Genomic DNA, 18,651 nt, shown 5'->3' on the forward strand with positions numbered 1-18,651 from the left:
TCATTTGCCTCCCGCCGCAGCCGCAAAACCGGCATCGAGGGCAGAGACGATACGCTGAACGTCAGCCGCGGTGATCACCAGCGGCGGCGAGATGATCACGTTCGCGCCCGACGTGCGCACGATCACGCCGGCCTCGTAGGTCGCCTCATAGACCGTAGCGACGGCCTCCTTGCCGGCAGGGGTCTTCTTGGCTCGATCCGACACGAGCTCCAAAGCCGCCATCAGACCGAGACCGCGCACGTCGCCAATCAGCTCGTACTTGGCCTGCAGACCCTTCAGCCCCTCCAGAAGCTCAGTGCCGCGCGCCGCGGCATTGGCCGCAACGTTGAGGCGCGTCGTCTCCCGGAGCGTCGCAAGTGCCGCGGCAGCGCCAACCGGATGACCCGAGTAGGTATAACCGTGTCCGATCGAGCCGAACGGGCTCTTGTTGTTCTCGAAGACGCTCGCCACCTTCTCCGAGATCATCACGGCGCCGAATGGGAAGTAGCCGTTGGTGATGGCCTTTGCCGTGCACATCAGATCGGGCTTGACGCCCCATCCACGCGAGCCGGTCCACGCCCCGGTCCGACCGAAGGCGCAGATGACCTCGTCGGCAATCATCAGTATGCCATGGCGATCGCAGATTTCGCGTATAAGAGGCATGAAGGTCTCGTGCGGAACGATGACGCCGCCGGATCCCAATACTGGCTCCATGATGAAGGCCGCGATCGTATCTGCTCCCTGGAACGCGACCTCGTCCTCGAACTGACGGGCGATTGCCTGTGCGATCTCAGCCGGATCCGATGTGTTGAACGGGTTACGGTAGGCATAAGGCGCGGCAAGATGGATGACACCGGGCAGAAGCGGCTCATAGTTGCGACGGAAATTGGCGTTGCCATTGACCGAAGCGCCGCCGAAATGGGTCCCGTGATACCCCTTCTTGAGCGACACGAACTTGGTGCGTTCCGGCTGCCCGTTTATCTTGTGGTACTGGCGAGCCAGGCGCAACGCCGTCTCGACCGAATCTGAACCGCCCGACGTGAAGAACGAACGGACGAGGCCGTCTTCCTTGAACCATTCGGCAAGCTCATAGGAAAGTTCGATCAGTGGCGACGTGGTCGTGCCGCGAAAGGCGGAGTAATACGGCAAGTCATCGAGCTGATCGCGTATCGCGGCCTTAACCGGTTCACAGGAATAGCCGAGGTTGACGTTCCAGAGTCCTCCGACCGCATCGAGAACCCTCTTGCCGTGGACGTCGGTGATCTCTACGCCCTCGGCGGCATGCACGATGCGCGGCGGGTTCGCTTGCATCTCGGCGGGATGCGCCATCGGGTGCCAGACGTGCCGGGCATTGTTCTCAACGAGGAAATTGGTTTCGCGCATCGGATGTTTCCTTTCAAAGGCCAAGCTGTTCAAGCGCCTGTGCATAGCTTTGTGCGGGACGGGTAACGTCGAAATGCACATGCGGCAGATCGACGGCGACGGCCCCTTCGATGTTCTTCTTCTGATCGTCGACGAAAACGCAGTTGGCGCGGTCGAGCCCGAGTTCATCCAGAACCCGTTCATAGGCTCGCGGATCCGGCTTCAGGATCTTCGTGTAGGTGGCGTCGACGATCACATCGAACTGATCGATCAGAGGGAACCTCTTGCGAAATTCCACGCCGTAGAAGAGATCGAGCTCGTTCGAGAGGATCGCGAGCTTCGACCCGGCTGTCTTCGTGCGGATAATCGCGTCGCGAGCCTCCGGCCTGAGGACGAGTTCGGCTTCCGCCCCCCTCGCCCGCTGCACGAAGGTCTTCATGTCGGTCCAGTCTTCGCCGACGAGCGCCCCCACCTCGCGCGTCCGGATTGTCCAGTAGTCGCGCTCGGTGATCTCCCTGTTCTGCATCGAGACCCATAGCGGGTCTGTCGAGGCATCGAATGGACCCCGCCATGTAAGCGTGCCGGGCTTCAGGCCGAGCGCCCGTTCCGTGACATCGTGCGTCTCGAACAGCGTTCTTGTGACAACCCCGCCAAAATCAAGGATCAACGCCTTGTCGGCATTGCGGACGCTCATGCCCGCCCCCTGGGGACGACACCCTCCGCGACCCACCGATCGAAGATCTCAAGCGCCTTGGCCGAGAACTCGCTGGAATTGATGTGCGTATCCACCTCCTCGAGCTGGATCGTTCCAGGAACGACCGCGCGCATTTCATCGAGAAAGGCATCGAGTGCGGACGGCTCGTGAAGGGGCTCACCTTCCTGGTCCCACTCCTGAATGCCTTTCAATGGAAGGATCAAGGCCACCGGAGCTGTGGCTGCCGACAGCTTGTCCGCAACAACGCGAGCGACCTCGCGACGGCCTTCGGATGGAATGGTGATGGAGCCCAGCAAGCGATTATGGGCATGATAGGGGCGACCGGCAAAACGCTCCGGCAATGGCTGCCAGGCAGGCAGATCAACCATGTCGATGGCTCCCGGCGCGACAATCTGCGGGATCCCGGCACGTGCCGCATTTTCCAGGCGGTCCGGACCGGAGGTGACAACGGTGCCGTGATGATGGTTCGTCACCTCCTGGATGCAGAGATCGAAGACCGCCGCAAACCCCTTTTGCGCAGCGATCGCCTCGAAGGCCCGCCCGCCCATTCCCGTGGAGTGGAAGACCGCAACATCGTAGCCGCGGCGCTCGAGCTCAGGCTTCAAGAACTTCATGTATTTGAGGCACGAGGAGCCAAGCGATGTCATGCCGATCAGCGGGCGGCTTTCGTCCGGCCGCACGCTCGATTTCGCCGCCCCGACCACAGCACCGCAGGCCTGCGACAGGACCGTCCGACAAATCGGATTGAGACCGTATAAGCCGCCGGCCCAAAGGATCATCATTAGGTCGGGCGCGATGCGCTCAGGCGGGAGAAGATGCGAATAGGCTATAGTGGAGATGATGAACTTGGGGACGCCGAGCGGCAGCACCGATGCGACTTCCAGCGCCAGATCGGTTCCCATCGACCCGCCGAGAACGATCATGCCATCGACCCCGCCTGCCGCATGAAGACTGGCGACCAGACGGGAGGCCCCCTTCGCCATCAGCGCCATCGCCGAGTTTTCGTCTCCGCTGTCCATGATGGCCTGCACCGTCGTTTCGGCGGCGGTCGCGATGTCGTGGCGCGAATAGTCCGGCTGATAAGGAGGATCCCCCAACACGCTAACGTCGATCATGACAGGCAGAGCATCAGCCTGGCCGACAATGTCAGCCATGAACTGAAGCTCCTCGCTTTTGGTGTCGCCGGTGCCGATCACCAAAATCCTGGGTAAGCGAGCTATTGCCCCCATCAAGCACTCCTCCGTGACAACGGCTCGGCCCGCTTTTGCAGGTCCGCTCCGAAAAATGCGTCTGAAATTCGCTTCGCCGTCTCGATCGCGGCAAGACCATGGGTGCGGATCCGCTCATCGTCGGTCCTGACGAGCGGCGCGGCAATCGTGACGCAGCCGATCGGCCGTGCGCCCGGCGCCTTGATGGCAGCCGACGCGCTGATCACACCGGCTTCGAACCCCTGGCGATTGACTGAAAAGCCATTTGCCCGCGCTTCATCAACGAGGCGGCGAAAGCTGTCCGGTTCGCGCGGCGTGTAACTGGTGAACGTCGGTAGCGGTCCATGCAGGGCGGCTTCGAATTCAGCGCGCGGACAGGACGAAATGAAAGCGATGCCCGAGGCTGTCGCGTGAAACGGCAGAACCGTGCCGACAGAGACAAATACGCGATGCGCCTTGGTCGAATCCTCGACATGCACAGTCGAAAGACGCCCGCCGCTGAACTCTGACAGATGCACCGTCTCATCGACCTGATCCGCAAGTTCCCGTACGAACGGTGCCGCCGTGCGCAGGAACGGATAGCGCGCTTCCCGGATGCGCCCGAGACGCACCGGAGCTGAACCGATCCTGTACTTCCGCGTTTGCGGCAGCTGCTCGACGAAACCGTGGCGTTCGAGCTCGACGAGGAAGCGGCGAGTCGTCGCCTTGTCCAACGAGCATGCCTGGGCGATCTCCGTAAGGCCCGCATCCTCGGCCATGAGCGACAGCGTATCGAGCAATCCCAGCGCTTTGCTGATCGTTCCCATTCTTCTTCCTCACTGAACCGGACGACCTCCTGCCCGGGGTAGTTTCCCACCTATCAAGACCATCTCGGCGGCACCGAGATACTTAACATGCGAAATAACTTGACAGGAACCCGGTGTGTTTGCAAGTCTATATTTGAAGCATTGGTTCAAATATTGAACCGAACTCAACTACCGTTCCGCAAGCAACACAAGAACAAAATCTGCGCGCGGAACGACTACTGGGAACCGCCGACCGAGGCGGAAAAGTCGCAACGCCAAAGGGGAGCAAGCGCGATATGAGTACCTCATCGACTTCAGGCAGCGGGGAAAACCAGCTGCGCAAGAACAGCCTCGGCGTCGGGGCGGTTACGTTTCTCGTGGTGTCCGCAGCTGCCCCGTTGACCGCGGTGGCCGGCGGCGTGCCGCTGTCCATGTTGCTTGGCAACGGCCCCGGTATTCCACTGACTTTTGCCCTGGTCACCGCCATCCTTCTGCTGTTTGCGGTGGGCTATGTCGCGATGGCCCGCCACATCCGCAACGCCGGCGCCTTCTATGCCTATACCGCGCGCGGTCTGGGTGGCCTGATGGGGGGCGCAGCCGCCCTCGTTGCCATCCTCGCCTATAATGCCATGCAGATCGGCGTCTTCGGAATGTTCGGCGCAGCGACCTCCGGCTTCTTCGCCGGCTATGGCCTGAACCTGCCCTGGTGGGTCTGGACCTACATCGGGATCGCGGCTGTCGCCATCTTCGGTTACCGGCGGGTCGATCTTTCCGCCAAGGTGCTGACGGTGCTCGTGATCCTTGAATATCTCGTCGTGCTCGTCATCGATGCCGCAATCTTCATGAAGGGTGGAGACGCGGGCCTGTCCGCCACGCCATTCACGCCATCCGCTTTCATGAGCGGGACGCCTGCTATCGGCATCCTTTTCTGCTTTGCCGCCTTTATCGGCTTCGAAGCGACGACGATCTATAGCGAAGAAGCGCGCGAACCGCATAAGACCGTTCCTCGCGCCACCTACATCTCCGTGCTCATCATTGGTCTCTTCTATATGCTGACATCGTGGCTGATGGTTATCGGTGCCGGTGCCGACAAGCTGGTGCCGCAGCTGCAGAGCCTTCAGGATCCGACCACCTTCCTGTTCGGCCTCGCCGAGCAGTATGTCGGCCACTGGATTACCGTGGTCATGAGCGTGCTCTTCATCACCAGCCTCTTTGCCGGCGTTCTCGCATTTCACAACGGCGTTGCCCGCTACATGTACGTCGCCGGGCGCGAAGGCCTGCTGCCGAAAGCGGTTGGCGTGACCCATCCGGTGTTCCAGAGCCCGCATGTCGGATCCATGATCCAGACGGTGATCGCGGTTCTCGTCGTTGCCCTCTTCGCCTTCACCGGACAGGACCCGGTCCTTGCCCTGTTCTCTTGGCTCACCAACGTCGGCACGCTCGCAATCATCCTGCTGATGGCATTTACCGCCTTTGCGATCGTCGCCTTCTTCGGACGCAATCCGCACCTCGAGCCGAACGTGCTGGTGACGAAGATCCTGCCTGTGATAACCGGCCTGATCCTGTTGGCACTGGTCTTCTACATCTCGGCCAACTTCGGGGCCATCGCCGGCGCCAATGGTATCCTTGCGGTGCTGCTGCCGGGTTTGGTGGTCATCGCAGCCGTCGTTGGTTTCATCGCGGCTGCACGGCTGAAGTCCGCCGACGCTATCGGCTTCGCCCGGCTTGGCGCCGGCCAGGAAGCTTGATCTAAGGACTATCTCATGGCGGGCTACCCAGCCCGCCATTTTTGTTTCGAGGACAGAAGAATGCAGGACAAGATCGACCAGCTGCGCAGCCAGACCATCGCCCCGCAGGCACTTTTCATCGGAGGCGCATGGCAGCCGGCCGAAGATGCGGCCACACTGGACGTCATCTCGCCGATCGATGGCCAACGGCTGACGACGATCGCGGACGCTGGTCCGCGCGACATCGATCGTGCCGTGCAGGCTGCCCGCTCCGCCTTCGAGCGAAGCGCATGGTCACGGGCTGCCCCGGCCGAGCGCAAGAAGGTCCTGCTGAAGATCGCCGATCTGATCGAGAAGAACGCATTGGAGTTCGCTGTTCTCGGGGTCCGCGACAACGGCACCGAGATCTCGATGGCCCTGAAGGCCGAGCCCGGCAGCGCAGCCGGCACATTCCGCTATTACGCCGAAGCGATCGACAAGGTCTATGGAGAGATCGCGCCGACGGCGGACAACATCCTTGGCCTCGTTCATCGCGCGCCCGTTGGCGTCGTTGGTGCGATCGTGCCGTGGAATTTTCCGATGATGATCGGTGCCTGGAAGATCGCGCCCGCGCTGGCCGCCGGCAATTCCGTCGTCCTGAAGCCCGCCGAAGGCGCGTCGCTGACGCTCCTGAAACTGGCTGCATTGTGCGCCGAGGCCGGTTTGCCCGACGGTGTGCTGAACGTCGTTACGGGCCGCGGCGCCGTCACAGGTGAAGCAATCGGGCTTCACATGGACATCGACGTCCTTGCCTTCACGGGTTCCGGTCCGGTCGGCCGTCGCCTGCTCGAATATTCGGCCCGCTCCAATCTCAAGCGGGTCTATCTGGAACTCGGCGGCAAGTCGCCGAACATCGTTTTTGCCGATGCGCCCGACCTCGATCAGGCAGCCAAGGTTTCGGCTTACGGCATCTTCCGCAATTCCGGCCAGGTCTGCGTGGCCGGGTCACGCCTCCTCGTCGAGCGATCAATCCACGAAGAATTCTCGAAGAAGGTAACGGAGATTGCCGCCGCGATGAAGGTCGGCGATCCGCTACAGGCGACGACCGAGGCTGGCGCGATCTCAAGCGAAATCCAGCTCGAGAAGAATCTCGGACACGCGGCGCAGGCGCTAGCGGAAGGCGCCGTATTGCGCACTGGCGGCAAGCGCATCCTTCAGGACACTGGCGGCTTCTACATGCGGCCAACAGTTTTCGACGTGACGCCTGACATGACACTGGCTCGCGAAGAGGTCTTCGGACCAATCTTGTCAATCATTCCGTTCGAGACTGAGCAAGAGGCGCTCGGCATTGCCAACGCCACCGAATACGGCCTCGCTTCGGCGGTCTGGACGGCTGATCTTTCTCGTGCCCATCGCATGGTGCGCGGCATCCAGGCGGGCGTGGTCCACGTCAACACCTATGGCGGCGCTGACAACACCGTACCGCTCGGCGGCGTCAAACAATCCGGCAACGGCCACGACAAATCGCTGCATGCGCTCGATAAATACGTGAACTTGAAGACGGCCTGGATCCAGCTCTGAAGAGCCGCACTCCAGCGACGTCTCCGCACACGAAAAGGCCGCCACTCCTACGAGATGGCGGCCTTTCTTCTGTGTAATCCGCCGAGTGATCAGCCTCCGAAGCTCCCCACCTGCGAGGGAACGTTGACGTAGGCCCGGTCAAAATAGAGCAGCGCATTGCCATCCGTGCGCGACCGGATGCCAACGACCTGACCGAGGAAGATGTGGTGTGTGCCGACGAGCCGTGCCTCGATCAGCTCGCAGTCGAACGAGACCATGGCATCCGCAAGCGCCTGGCTACCCGACGGCAGGTCCACCCATTTCGCGGCGGCGTATCTCGCCGCCATATCAGCCTGCCGACCCGCGAAATAGCCGGCAAGTTCCTGGTGATCATCCGCCAGGACGTTGACGCAAAAGCGGCGGTTCTCGAGGAAGAGCGCGCATTGCGCCGACCTCCCGTTCATGCAGACAAGCAAGGTGGGTGGCTCGTCCGTGACACTACACATCGCCGTAGCGGTAAAGCCACCGCGGCCGGCCGATCCATTCGACGTGATGACATTGACGGACGCGCAGACGCGCGCCATCGCATTGCGAAATTCTGCCTTGGAAACCGCCTCCTCCATTGCAGTTCCTCCTTAGCTATTCAGCGGCGGTAACCAGGTGTCGCCGGTCCAGCCGTTTTCGTCGTAATCGCTCATGCACGTATCGACGAGCCGCTCCATTTCGGCGAGACGCCCGCCTCTCTCGGCGCCTTTCAGCACCTGCAGGCGCACCTCTTCCGGCGCCCCGGCGTAGTTCAGCTCGTAAAGCGCATGGCGCCCGCCGAATTCCGTGCCGGTCGCATCCCAGAGCAGCTTCATGATCTTGATCCGCTCGATATGGCCCATATCGTTGGAACCACGAACATACTGGGCGAGATAGCGATCGATCTCCGGATTGCCGAAGTCCTTTGCCGACGACGGCAGGTAGATGAGGCCCGAAGCCACGACCTTGCGAACGGTCTCGATCACGCGCGGATAGGCTTCGGACATGAAAGTCCGGTAGCTCAGGGCTGCCTCCATGTTCGGAAGCACCGCGCCGTTGGCCCACGGCTGCGGATTGTAGGCCATCGCATTCGAAAAGCTCCAGAACATATGCCTGAGAGCGATGACCTCACCGAGCGCTGCCTGATTTCCCCGAAAGGCATCGCCGCCGGTCGCCCGGAGAGCCTTGGAAAGCAGCCCCGCCAGAAAGTCGAGCTTCACGGCGAAGCGCGTGCAGCCCTGGAAACAATAGCCATGCATGAAGCCCGAGGCAGGATGAAAGGACAGGATCTTTGCGGCGTCCCGCAGCACCAGCACATCTTCCCAGGGGACGAAAACGTTGTCGAGCACGAGGATGGCATCGTTCTCGTCGAAGCGAGACGAAAGCGGGTAGTCGAACGGGTGGCCAACGGTGTTGGCCGTCTGCTCGTAGGAGACGCGGCAGAACATCTTGATGCCAGGCGCGTTCATGGGAACTATGAACATCACCGAAAGCGAAGGGTCTTCGGTTACCGTCGCGGAGCTCTGGGCCAGGAAATTGTAGTGCGTCAGGGCCGACGAAGTCGCCACCACCTTGGCCCCCGACACGAAGATACCGGCATCGGTCTCCTTGGTGATATGAACGAAGACGTCCTTGACGGCATCCGCCGGCTTGTGGCGATCGATCGGCGGATTGACGATCGCGTGGTTCATGAAGAGCACGGATTCCTGCGCGCGCTTGTGCCAGGCAAGCGCGTTGTCCTTGAAGGGGCCATACCAATCCGCATTGGCGCCAAGTGTGTTCATCAGTGCGGCCTTGTAATCGGCCGTGCGACCCATCCAGCCGTAAGACATTCGCGCCCAATCGGCGATCGCACTTTGCTGGTCGACGAGTTCAGCGGAGGACTTCGCGACACGGAAGTATTTGTGCGTATATCCACCATTGCCGGTGTCGGTCGGCGAAGTCAGGCGCCCCTTGGTCTTTTCATCATGCAGGGCATCGTAGAGGCATGCCAGCGAGCGAACCGAATTTCGCATTGCCGGATGGGTGGTAACGTCCTCCACGCGCTCACCGTTGATGTAGACTTCGCGACCGTCACGCAGTGACGCCATATATTCCGCCCCCGTGAATGGGCGCGTCTTGTCTGCGCGGCAGTCCTCGGCAAGGACACTGCTACGGGTTTGGATATTCATTGTCTCCTCCTTTGACTTTCATAAAACCTAGGCCTTGCGCTGCACGGCTTCCATGGACAGAATTGCAAAATCGCTTGGACTTTTTCTGGTGTGCTTGATGGCGAATTCTGTTCCCAACTTCTTTGTGTATGGCGAGCCGGATCGACCGCTCGAGCCGGGATTCATGCACGTTGAAACGGTGATGGCGCGGAAAAACGTCCATCTCGGCCGTGTTGATGCTCACAGCCATGCGCGGATGGCGCAGATCACCTTCTGGACCAAAGGTCATGGTACCTATTTTATCGAAGAGCAGAGATTGGATTTTTTGGCGCCAGCCGTCAGCTTCGTCCCGAGTGGGGTCGTGCACGGCTTCACGGTAGAACCAAGCGAGACGGATGCGATCGTCGTCTCCATTGCCGACAGCGCCTTGGCACCGCTCGACGAGCGCACGATCCTGCCGATCGATGCGCCTGTGATGATCGCCGATACAGGCGATCCCGCAAGTTGGGCGCGGCTTTCGAGGATCATGCAGCAGATGGCGGACGAATACCGCGAAGGACGACCGGGCATGGAGATGGTCCTGACGGCGCTCGCCACCGTGGCCATGACTGAAATTGCTCGTTTCGGGTCGGGACAAACGGGTGATCTTCGTCCCGCGCAAACCGTCCTCGCATCACAATTCCGGCAGCTGGTCGATCGCCATTTTCGGGAAAACTGGCCCGTCGAACGCTACGTCGATGAACTCGGCACGACGCCGCACCTGCTTACCAAGGCCTGCCAGTCCGCATTCGGCCTATCGGTCAAGGAGTTCCTCAGTGAGCGTCGTCTGCTAGAGGCCAAACGGCTTCTGTTGTTCACGGTGCGCCCGCTTGAAGATATAGCCTACGAGGTCGGCCTGAAGGACGCGGCGTATTTCTCGCGTTTCTTCAAACATCATACCGGCCAACCGCCAAGCGTGTGGCGCGAGCAGTATCCTCGTCACTGACAGACAGCACGACTGTCGGCTTTTCTCAAGGCGTCGGATTGGCGGCCTTGAAGACCGCCAACTGACCTTCGAATGCCCGTCTGTATCCGGGCCGCGCTTCGCCGCGGGCGACATAAGCATCCAGCGTCGGATATTCCTTCAGTATTCCCGGCCCTCTCAACCTGAGCAGCACCGAGACCATCTCAAGATCGCCGGCACTGAACTCGCCATCGAGCCATTCTGCATCACCGAGCCGGCGGGAGAATTGGCCAAGTCGCGTGTGGATGCGCCCCAGGATGGCCGGCAGCCGCTTGTCGTACCAGGGTTCATTCCGTTCCAGGATGTTGGCGACTTCGAGTTCAACGATCGTCTGCTCCATCGTGCTGACCGCGGCGAACATCCATGCAATCGCGCGTGCCCTTGCGTCTGGATCGTCGGGCAGCAGGCCCGCATAGCGTTCGGCGATATGCAGGATGATCGCGCCGGATTCGAACAGCGCTAACTTGCCTTCCTCGTAGGTCGGGATTTGCCCGAACGGTTGCAGAGCGAGATGCTGCATTTGCTTCATGGCCTCGAAGGAGAGAAGACGCACGTCGTAGGGCTGACCGACCTCCTCCAGCGCCCAACGGACGCGCATGTCGCGCGCCAGCCCCCTACCGCGATCTGGGGATCGTTCGAAGGCAGTAATGGTAATGGCCATGACTTCTCTCCTGGTTTGTCTGCCATGAAGACGAAGGACTGCCTCGGATTCCGACATTCCCCCATCGCGAAATTCTTTGCCAGTAGTGACTAGATTTTGAAGGTTACTGATGCTGAATTCACCGGAGGACATGTACAGGGAGGACATCATCCGATGAGCGACAACAGCACTTCACCGTTCGCATTGGCCGCCTGCGCTGAAATGCTGTGGCAGGACAAACCGATCGAGTGGCGTGCCTCGCGTTTGAAGGAAATGGGCTTCGGCGTCGGCCTCTGGAACTGGCCGGAGCATGACCTGAAGAAGCTCGAGGCAACCGGCGCGACCTTTACCATCATGAACGGCTACCTTGCTGGTCGGCTCACCGACGACGAAGGCGCGGCCGAACTTCTGAGAACCGCGCGAGAAACCGCAAAAGTCGGAAAGCGCCTCGGCGTGCAACGGTTGAACCTTCATGGAACCGGCCTCGGCGATCGCGGACTGCCGGTGCAGCCGGTCGAAGTGGTCACCGGCGCCATGTGGCTGAAGGCACAAGATACTCTCCGCCGTATCGTGGATATGGCCGAGGAAGAAAACGTCGTCTTCACTCTCGAGAACCTCAATCTGCCGGTCGACCATCCCGGGGTTCCGTTCGGTCGTGCGGAAGATACCTTGGCGCTGGTCTCAAGCATCGACCACCCCCGCCTTCGCCTCAACCTCGACCTCTATCACGCCCAGATCGGCGAAGGGAACCTTATCGAGCTTTGCCGGAGATGCCTGCCGTGGATCGGGGAAATTCAGGTTGCCGACGTTCCCGGTCGCTGCGAGCCGGGAACCGGCGAAGTCAACTGGAACGGCATCGCGAAGGCGCTGGCAGGCATGGGTTACACCGGCCCGATCGGCATGGAAGCCTGGGCCGCCGGCGATCCGGTCGTTGCTCTTGAAGCGTTCCGCGCCGCTTTCACTCTTTGACGCTTCTGTCACGGGGGCCATGCATCAAACCAAGCGGATCGCCGCTGCAAGGCGCGCGGATTTCAAATGATCTCGACCCGGTAGTTGGTGCCTTCCCACTCCTCAAGCTCCGTCCAGAAGAGCGTGAAGTCGATATATCCGTTGGTGATACCGTCGGTTCGCAAATCACATATTTGCGTGCCAAAGCCCGTATCATGTGTCTCCGCATCCGCCGTCGTGACCCAGCCGTCTTTCGACCAGTGCACCAGCGCGGGTTCAGGCAGTTCAATGCGCAAGACGCGGCCGGCCGGCATCCGCATCCGCTTCGCGGTTGGGCGCCAGGAAATTGGAGGAGATGGCGGAGCCCCGGCGATATAGCGGGCAACGGTTTGTGGCGGCATGTCGAAGACCACGCCATCGCGGATGGAGCGCAAGAGCTTTATGTGCTCGGCATGCGCCCAGACCAGAGGCATTGCGCTACCCGACGGGCGACCGAGAAACAATTCACGAGCCGGCAAATCCGCACTATCCCACACCTGCTCGGGAATAAGGCCGCCGTCGCTTGCAGAGGCTTCGAGTGCGGCGAGAAGGCGCCGCGCCTCATCGGATCGGCCGGCGGCCAGTTCATAATGGGCGCGCTCCCCTGTCAGCAGCGGCCAGAGCCGTCCAATACCACTTCCTGCAAACGGCCTGCCGTCGTCGCGCTCCCCATAGCCGTCGCCGTTGTAGCGATACCAATAGGATCCGGTCGGAAGATCACGCCGGAGCTCGGAGTCGATCGCTGTGACCGTATCAACGATGCGAGGATCGTCGGCCGCTCTCAAACCGAACCTGACCAGAGCCAAGGCGTCCGGGCTCAGCAGCAAGTCCGCCTCGATAACTTCGCCGCTGTCGTCACGGTTGCGGATCGGGATGAAATCACGCCCCAGGGACGGGCAGCCATCGCTGTCGGATGCGATACGAACATAATAGCCGGCAATGCCGAGACGCCGGGACAGCTCTGTATCGCTGGCATACGTCCATTCCTCTATGGACTCGTTCCAGCCATCCGCGACCTCACGCAAATATTGCGCCTGCGCCATGCGCCCCGCCGCTTCCAACGCATCAGCGGCCGCAAGCAATCCGGCGATCTCGACTGCCAGGGTGAAGGGAGAATAGCCACCGTCCTCCTCCCAACGATCCTGCTGTGTCGCCGGTCCATTTCGAACGATATAGGCGGCCGCCGCCTCTATCATCTGGAGATAGCGGCCGTTCGACGATGCTTCAATCACGCCGGCGCGAAGAAGCATGTCGTAGAGCAGGATCGGGAAGGCCGTCTCGTCCATCTGGATGCCGTTCCAGTAGGGGCGTCCATCGAGCCAGGCATTCTGGACCCAATGACCGTCGGCCTCCTGGATGGCCAGAAGATAGTCAAGCACCGAGCGGGCATCCGCTTCCGCGCCAGCTGCAAGCAGCCCACCAGCAGTCTCGACCAGATCGCGCGTCCAGACCAGATGATAGCCGCCAAGGTCGTCGTCGCTCTTATTGAAACCCCATGGCACGGAGAGGCTCGCGATAATTGCACCGGACGTGTCATCACGATGCGTGGCGAGCACGCCCGTACTGACCCGGTATCGGTTCAACGTTTCGGGATCATGCGGTTCGTCGAGCGGAAACAGCGTCGACTGCCATTCGCGCCACCCCTTGCGATAACGCCTCAGTGCAGGCACTGCCCCCTGATCCAGGCTGAGAACGGCCCGAAACGCCGCCTCCTCCGGCTGCGTTCCGAAGCCAATGGCGACCAGCGCGCGCCCACTTCCCGCCTCCATGTCGAGTGTGCCAGACAATGCGACATTGCCGGATGTGGCGAGCCGATAGTCCTGGTTGAGGCCCTGGCCGCGCGAGAGCGTTTGCCATCCGTCGGACATGCCAACATAGCCCGCCGATCGCGCAATCCACGGAGCCGTCGAAGCCACAGCAAGCGAGCGGCCGGAGCCTTGCGCAAATAGCATCGGCCTGCCTTTGAACTCCCCATACCACGCGGTGTTGTCCGCGCCACCATTGACCAGATGCGGCGCGACGAGCGCATGGAGCTGGTAGTCCGACAAGGACCCGACCAATGCTTCGAAGTGCAGATCTTGAAGGACGACCTCCCTATCGGGGTCGGCGAACACCGTCTTCGTGATCCGATAACGACCGTCCCTTGCCGTATTGACGAGGCGGAATGCCGGGACACCGTCCTCGATTGCCTGCACCGAATGATCGGCATCCCGCTTCTCCTCGGAGAAATAGCCGTCCGCGGTCACGAGGAAACCGAAATCGCGCACGCACGCCATATCGAGGCGTGGCGCATAGATTTCGTTCAGAATACCGTGGCTTGTCGTGAACCAGACGCAGCTTGCCGGGCTGACGGCCGTGCCGACAGCGCTCTTGTCACTTGATGTCCAGCGAGGCTCGATCCCGGGTGCACCCGGCGGCACGATGGAACCTGATGCTACTGTCGGAACGGCCACTTGCTGATCCTCCGCCCAGATGGCTGGCCTCATCAGTGAGCCATCCCTGCGGTGAAATCAAGCGTCCGCCATTTAAAACGGAGAGTGGGCTTCGCCAACGAAGGTCAGATCGGCGGGACTTCGCAGCCCCGCTGCCCGATCGGACCGGGTTCATTCCTTGTCGGTCTGCAGGCTCTTCAGAATATCGATCAGCTTCGGCGCCATGTCCCTGATCTCCGTCAAGTGAATGGCTGTGAGCCGCATCAGCACGTCCTCTGCCTTGTCGGTCAGTTCAATCGTTTGCCGGCGCCTGTCCTTCTCATCCGCGCGCCGCGAGACATAGTCGGCCGCCACCAGCCGGCCGACGAGTTCGGTGGCCGAATGCGGTGCGATCAACAGACGCTCGGCCAGCATGCCGATCGTCATCGGCTCTCCCGCCGGATGACCCTTTATTGCGAGAAGCGCCTGATGCTGTTGGGTCGGCAGACCCTCCTGTTGCGCGGCCGAGCTGCTGAAATCCATGAAACGACGCAGCGTATAGCGCAAATTCGACAGAGCTTCATAATCCGTAGCGGTCAGTCCGTCGGTTTTCGTCGTCAATGACCCTGCCCCCTTGATTGCCGCGTGCGTTACTGCATCCATGCAGCCATTTCCATTCTGCGATGATCCTGCAGCACGCGCAGGGCCAGCGTGAGTTCCGGCGCCATCTCTCGAATTTCGTGGAGATGCGCTGAAGTCAACTGCCGCAATAGTCCTTGTGCCTCCTCTGTCAACCGGGCAACCGGCTTTCGCCGCGCTTTCACCTCGATGACAACGCTCCCCTGCGCCTCGAGCGAGCGTGCCAGTTCAAGTCCTGCATCGACCGGGATGAACAATCGTTCGGCAAGCGACGCGATGCTCATTTGACCGCCGACGCCAAGCCCCCGGATTGCAAGTAAGGCCTGATGCTGTTGCGGAGAGAGGCCAAGCCGCTCGGCAGCCTTGATGCTAAACTGGCGAAACTTGCGGATACGGTACCGCAGATTGGCCAATGCTTCGTAGTCTAGGTCGGACAATCCATCAAACTTCGTCGTCACAGCGGCACCTCCACGATTGCTTGTTGATTTATATCGTATCACGATATATTTGCGAGGTCGAACGGAAGCCTCAAGCAAGGATCAGCGATGCATCCCAGGATCACTCAACGCCCACATGATTTCACCGGTGGCCTCTCCCGTCGCGAGGCGGGCGATTTCACCACCGACAGACGCGTTCTCGCGCTCATTGCCATGGCGCTCCTCGTCGGCACCGGCGGCGCTTTTGCAGCCTGGGTTCTCGTCAGTCTAATTTCACTGGTGACCAATCTCGTCTGGTTCGGCCGACTGAGCATCACCGCCGTTTCCATCGCGCAAGCACCGCGCTCGTTCTGGACGGTTGTAGTCCCGGTTCTCGGAGGATTGGTCATCGGCTTGATGGCGCGCTTCGGATCCGAAAAGATCCGCGGGCACGGAATTCCGGAAGCTATCGAGGCGATCCTGATCGGCGGCAGCCGGATGTCGCCCAAGGTGGCAATCCTGAAGCCGCTTTCGTCAGCGATTTCGATCGGCACCGGCGGCCCCTTCGGCGCCGAAGGCCCGATCATCATGACGGGCGGCGCTATCGGCTCGCTCTTTGCGCAATGCTTTCATATGAGTTCCGCCGAACGCAAGACCCTGCTTGTCGCCGGCGCAGCTGCCGGCATGACGGCAATCTTCGGCTCTCCGATCGCAGCTGTGATGCTCGCAGTCGAACTGCTGCTTTTCGAATGGAAGCCAAGGTCTTTCATTCCGGTCGCGGTCGCGGCTTGCGTCTCGATCTGCTGGCGGCCCTTCCTGTTTCAATCCGGCGCCCTCTTTCCGGTCTCGTTCCATATGGAGCTTTCTTGGTGGGGCATGGCGCTTTGCGCGACGATGGGGATCGTCGCTGGCCTGCAATCCGGCATTCTCACAACCCTCCTCTACAAGGTCGAGGACCTCTTCGAAGCGCTGCCTGTCCACTGGATGTGGTGCCCGGCGATCGGCGGGCTCGTCATCGGCCTCGGAGGCCTGATCGAACCTCGGGCGATGGGCGTCGGCTACGACATCATCGATGGGCTTCTGCACAGTACGCTGCTCCCGCAAGCCGTGCTGGTTATCCTCATCGTCAAGGCAACGATCTGGCTCGTGGCGCTCTCCTCGGGAACCTCAGGCGGTGTTCTCGCACCGCTGCTCATCTTCGGCGGGGCTCTCGGATGGCTGATTGGACTGGCACTCCCGGGCGAACCGGGCTTCTGGGCATTGCTCGGCATGGCGGCCATGATGGGCGGAACGATGCGTGCACCGCTGACCGGCACATTCTTCGCGGTCGAACTCACCGGTAACATCTCGATGATCGTGCCAATTCTCATCGCCACCGTCAGCGCCTATGCAGTCACCGTAATACTGCTTAGGCGTTCGATCCTGACGGAAAAGATCGCCAGACGCGGGCGCCACATCACGCGCGAATACGGCATCGATCCCTTCGAGCTAACACGTGCACGCGACATCATGATCGACAAGGTGGATACCCTTTCAGCCGACATGACGGTTGGGGATGCCTGCTCGTTCTTCGCCACATCCGTGCACACGCATCGGCTCTATCCGGTCGTTGATACCTCAGGCGTCGTCAAGGGAATGGTCTCGCGCGCCGAGGCGTTGCGTTGGCAGGAGGATGTTGCGCTCTCCGATAAAACGCTGGACGAACTCACCTCGGATAGCTCCGCACCCGCCGCTCACCCGGACGATACCGTCGGCTACGTGGCGGACCTGATGCTCGCCGCAGATACGGGGCGCATTCCGATCGTCGATCCGCAAACCGGCAAGCTCCTCGGCCTGGTCGCACGGAAGGATCTGCTTCGTCTTCGCCACTCGCTGCGCGTCGCGGAGACCGAGCGGCAGCCATTCCTTGGGCGCGGTCGCGACTTACAAGCCGACGCGATCTGATTGATCTGAAACAGGAATGGCGACCGCGCATTGCGTGGCCGCCATCTCCTTGTTCCTATAGGTACGTGATTTAGATCCGTCGCCCGCTGCCGTTGTCGAAGACGTGCGCGCGTTCAGTGATGAAACTGACCGAGATCATCTGGCCCGGATCGATGCTGAGGCGGTCCTTCGAGACGATTGCGATCTCGTGCCCGCCGAGTCTTGCGGTGACATGGGTTTCCGACCCCGTGGGCTCCACGACCAAAACCTCCGCAGACACCCCGCCTTCCTTGCCGATCACGATATCGTCCGGCCGAATTCCATACGAAACGTCGGTACCGTAACGCAGTTCTGCCGCATTCGGCACGGTTGCGATGCCTGCGACCAGCAGGCCTCCCTGCGTCGCCTTGGCCGGTAGGATGTTCATCGCCGGGCTGCCCATGAACGTCGCGACGAATAGATTCGCCGGGCGATCATAGAGTTCGAGTGGCGTGCCGATCTGCTCGACGCGGCCTGAATTCATCACCACGATCTTGTCAGCCATGGTCATGGCCTCGATCTGATCGTGGGTAACATAGACGATCGTCGACTTCAGGCGCTGGTGGAGGGCCTTGATCTCGGCACGCATCTTGACGCGCAACTTCGCGTCGAGATTGGACAAGGGTTCGTCGAACAGGAAGACCTTCGGATGGCGAACGATCGCCCGGCCCATGGCAACGCGCTGACGCTGTCCGCCCGACAGTTGAGCAGGTTTGCGTTCCAGAAGAGGCGTAAGCGACAGGATGTCGGCTGCCTTGTCGACCTCCGCCTTGATCTCCGCCTTGCTCTTGCCGGCAAGCTCAAGCGCGAATCCCATGTTCTGCGCAACCGTCATCTGCGGGTAGAGCGCATAGTTCTGGAAGACCATGGAGATGTCGCGATCCTTGGGCTCGAGGTCGTTGACCCGCCTGCCATCGATCGAGATATCACCCGACGTGACCGTTTCGAGACCCGCGATCATGCGCAGCAACGTGGATTTTCCGCAGCCTGACGGGCCGACCAGAATGACAAACTCGCCATCCTTGATCGACACGTCGACGCCGTGCATGACGGCGACCGCGGCATAGGACTTCTTCACATTGGAGATTTCGACGGATGCCATTG

At 61.0% G+C, this 18,651-nt stretch carries 16 protein-coding genes; 5 read left to right on the forward strand and 11 right to left on the reverse strand.

All coding sequences use genetic code 11. The features are described 5' to 3' along the window. From FZ934_RS23155 to FZ934_RS23170, 4 genes are read right to left on the reverse strand one after another with little or no spacing between them, the layout of a single operon-like run. Positions 1–1,362 (reverse strand): aspartate aminotransferase family protein, encoded by a 1,362-nt coding sequence (locus FZ934_RS23155; protein ID WP_153273196.1) that lies wholly within the window; start codon positions 1,360–1,362, stop codon positions 1–3. A 13-nt stretch (positions 1,363–1,375) separates the two neighbouring features. Next, the gene (locus FZ934_RS23160) at positions 1,376–2,035 is read right to left on the reverse strand and encodes an HAD family hydrolase (RefSeq protein ID WP_153273197.1); all 660 of its coding nucleotides are present in this window, start codon (positions 2,033–2,035) and stop codon (positions 1,376–1,378) included. Further along, positions 2,032–3,285 (reverse strand): Tm-1-like ATP-binding domain-containing protein, encoded by a 1,254-nt coding sequence (locus FZ934_RS23165; RefSeq protein ID WP_153273198.1) that lies wholly within the window; start codon positions 3,283–3,285, stop codon positions 2,032–2,034. The genes FZ934_RS23160 and FZ934_RS23165 overlap by 4 nt, the downstream gene beginning before the upstream one ends. After that, positions 3,285–4,070, reverse strand: coding sequence for an IclR family transcriptional regulator (locus FZ934_RS23170; RefSeq protein WP_153273199.1), 786 nt, complete (start codon positions 4,068–4,070; stop codon positions 3,285–3,287). Before FZ934_RS23170 ends, FZ934_RS23165 begins: the two co-directional genes overlap by 1 nt. A gap of 275 nt (positions 4,071–4,345) precedes the next feature. Here FZ934_RS23170 and FZ934_RS23175 point away from each other — a divergent pair, with 275 nt between their 5' ends. Together FZ934_RS23175 and FZ934_RS23180 are read left to right on the forward strand one after the other, a co-directional pair. After that, on the forward strand, positions 4,346–5,797 hold the full coding sequence (locus tag FZ934_RS23175; RefSeq protein ID WP_153273200.1) for an APC family permease: 1,452 nt from the start codon (positions 4,346–4,348) through the stop codon (positions 5,795–5,797). A 60-nt stretch (positions 5,798–5,857) separates the two neighbouring features. Beyond that, positions 5,858–7,336, forward strand: coding sequence for an aldehyde dehydrogenase (locus FZ934_RS23180; RefSeq protein ID WP_153273201.1), 1,479 nt, complete (start codon positions 5,858–5,860; stop codon positions 7,334–7,336). 89 nt (positions 7,337–7,425) lie between these two features. Here FZ934_RS23180 and FZ934_RS23185 read toward each other — a convergent pair whose 3' ends face one another. Beyond that, positions 7,426–7,938 (reverse strand): flavin reductase, encoded by a 513-nt coding sequence (locus tag FZ934_RS23185; RefSeq protein ID WP_153273202.1) that lies wholly within the window; start codon positions 7,936–7,938, stop codon positions 7,426–7,428. 12 nt (positions 7,939–7,950) lie between these two features. Continuing rightward, complete coding sequence (locus FZ934_RS23190) at positions 7,951–9,510, reverse strand: 4-hydroxyphenylacetate 3-hydroxylase N-terminal domain-containing protein (RefSeq protein WP_153273203.1); 1,560 nt, start codon at positions 9,508–9,510, stop codon at positions 7,951–7,953. A 97-nt stretch (positions 9,511–9,607) separates the two neighbouring features. On the opposite strand from FZ934_RS23190, the gene FZ934_RS23195 reads away from it, so the two are divergent. After that, a complete protein-coding gene (locus FZ934_RS23195; RefSeq protein ID WP_246738027.1) occupies positions 9,608–10,474 on the forward strand; it encodes a helix-turn-helix domain-containing protein in 867 nt (288 codons plus the stop codon). 25 nt (positions 10,475–10,499) lie between these two features. Here the strand turns inward: FZ934_RS23195 and FZ934_RS23200 are convergent, their stop codons facing one another. After that, positions 10,500–11,153: a glutathione S-transferase family protein gene (locus FZ934_RS23200; protein WP_153273205.1), complete on the reverse strand. Its 654-nt coding sequence runs from the start codon at positions 11,151–11,153 to the stop codon at positions 10,500–10,502. 153 nt (positions 11,154–11,306) lie between these two features. Here FZ934_RS23200 and FZ934_RS23205 point away from each other — a divergent pair, with 153 nt between their 5' ends. Next, complete coding sequence (locus FZ934_RS23205; RefSeq protein ID WP_153273206.1) at positions 11,307–12,101, forward strand: TIM barrel protein; 795 nt, start codon at positions 11,307–11,309, stop codon at positions 12,099–12,101. A gap of 62 nt (positions 12,102–12,163) precedes the next feature. Here FZ934_RS23205 and FZ934_RS23210 read toward each other — a convergent pair whose 3' ends face one another. The 3 genes from FZ934_RS23210 to FZ934_RS23220 form a co-directional block, all read right to left on the reverse strand. Beyond that, positions 12,164–14,605 carry a glucan 1,4-alpha-glucosidase gene (locus FZ934_RS23210; RefSeq protein ID WP_246738028.1) on the reverse strand — a complete coding sequence of 814 codons (2,442 nt, stop codon included), beginning with the start codon at positions 14,603–14,605 and terminating at the stop codon, positions 12,164–12,166. Positions 14,606–14,722: 117 nt separating this feature from the next. Then, the gene (locus tag FZ934_RS23215) at positions 14,723–15,193 is read right to left on the reverse strand and encodes a MarR family winged helix-turn-helix transcriptional regulator (RefSeq protein WP_153273207.1); all 471 of its coding nucleotides are present in this window, start codon (positions 15,191–15,193) and stop codon (positions 14,723–14,725) included. Continuing rightward, positions 15,181–15,627, reverse strand: a complete 447-nt coding sequence (locus FZ934_RS23220) for a MarR family transcriptional regulator (RefSeq protein WP_153274005.1) — start codon at positions 15,625–15,627, stop codon at positions 15,181–15,183. The genes FZ934_RS23215 and FZ934_RS23220 overlap by 13 nt, the downstream gene beginning before the upstream one ends. A gap of 87 nt (positions 15,628–15,714) precedes the next feature. Here FZ934_RS23220 and FZ934_RS23225 point away from each other — a divergent pair, with 87 nt between their 5' ends. After that, positions 15,715–17,529 (forward strand): chloride channel protein, encoded by a 1,815-nt coding sequence (locus tag FZ934_RS23225; RefSeq protein WP_153273208.1) that lies wholly within the window; start codon positions 15,715–15,717, stop codon positions 17,527–17,529. Between the two features lie 70 nt (positions 17,530–17,599). Here FZ934_RS23225 and FZ934_RS23230 read toward each other — a convergent pair whose 3' ends face one another. Then, entirely contained in the window at positions 17,600–18,649 is a 1,050-nt protein-coding gene (locus FZ934_RS23230; RefSeq protein WP_153273209.1) for an ABC transporter ATP-binding protein, read from the reverse strand. Positions 18,650–18,651 lie beyond the last annotated feature (2 nt).

The organism is Rhizobium grahamii, assembly GCF_009498215.1.
GTDB classification, from domain to species: domain Bacteria; phylum Pseudomonadota; class Alphaproteobacteria; order Rhizobiales; family Rhizobiaceae; genus Rhizobium; species Rhizobium grahamii_A.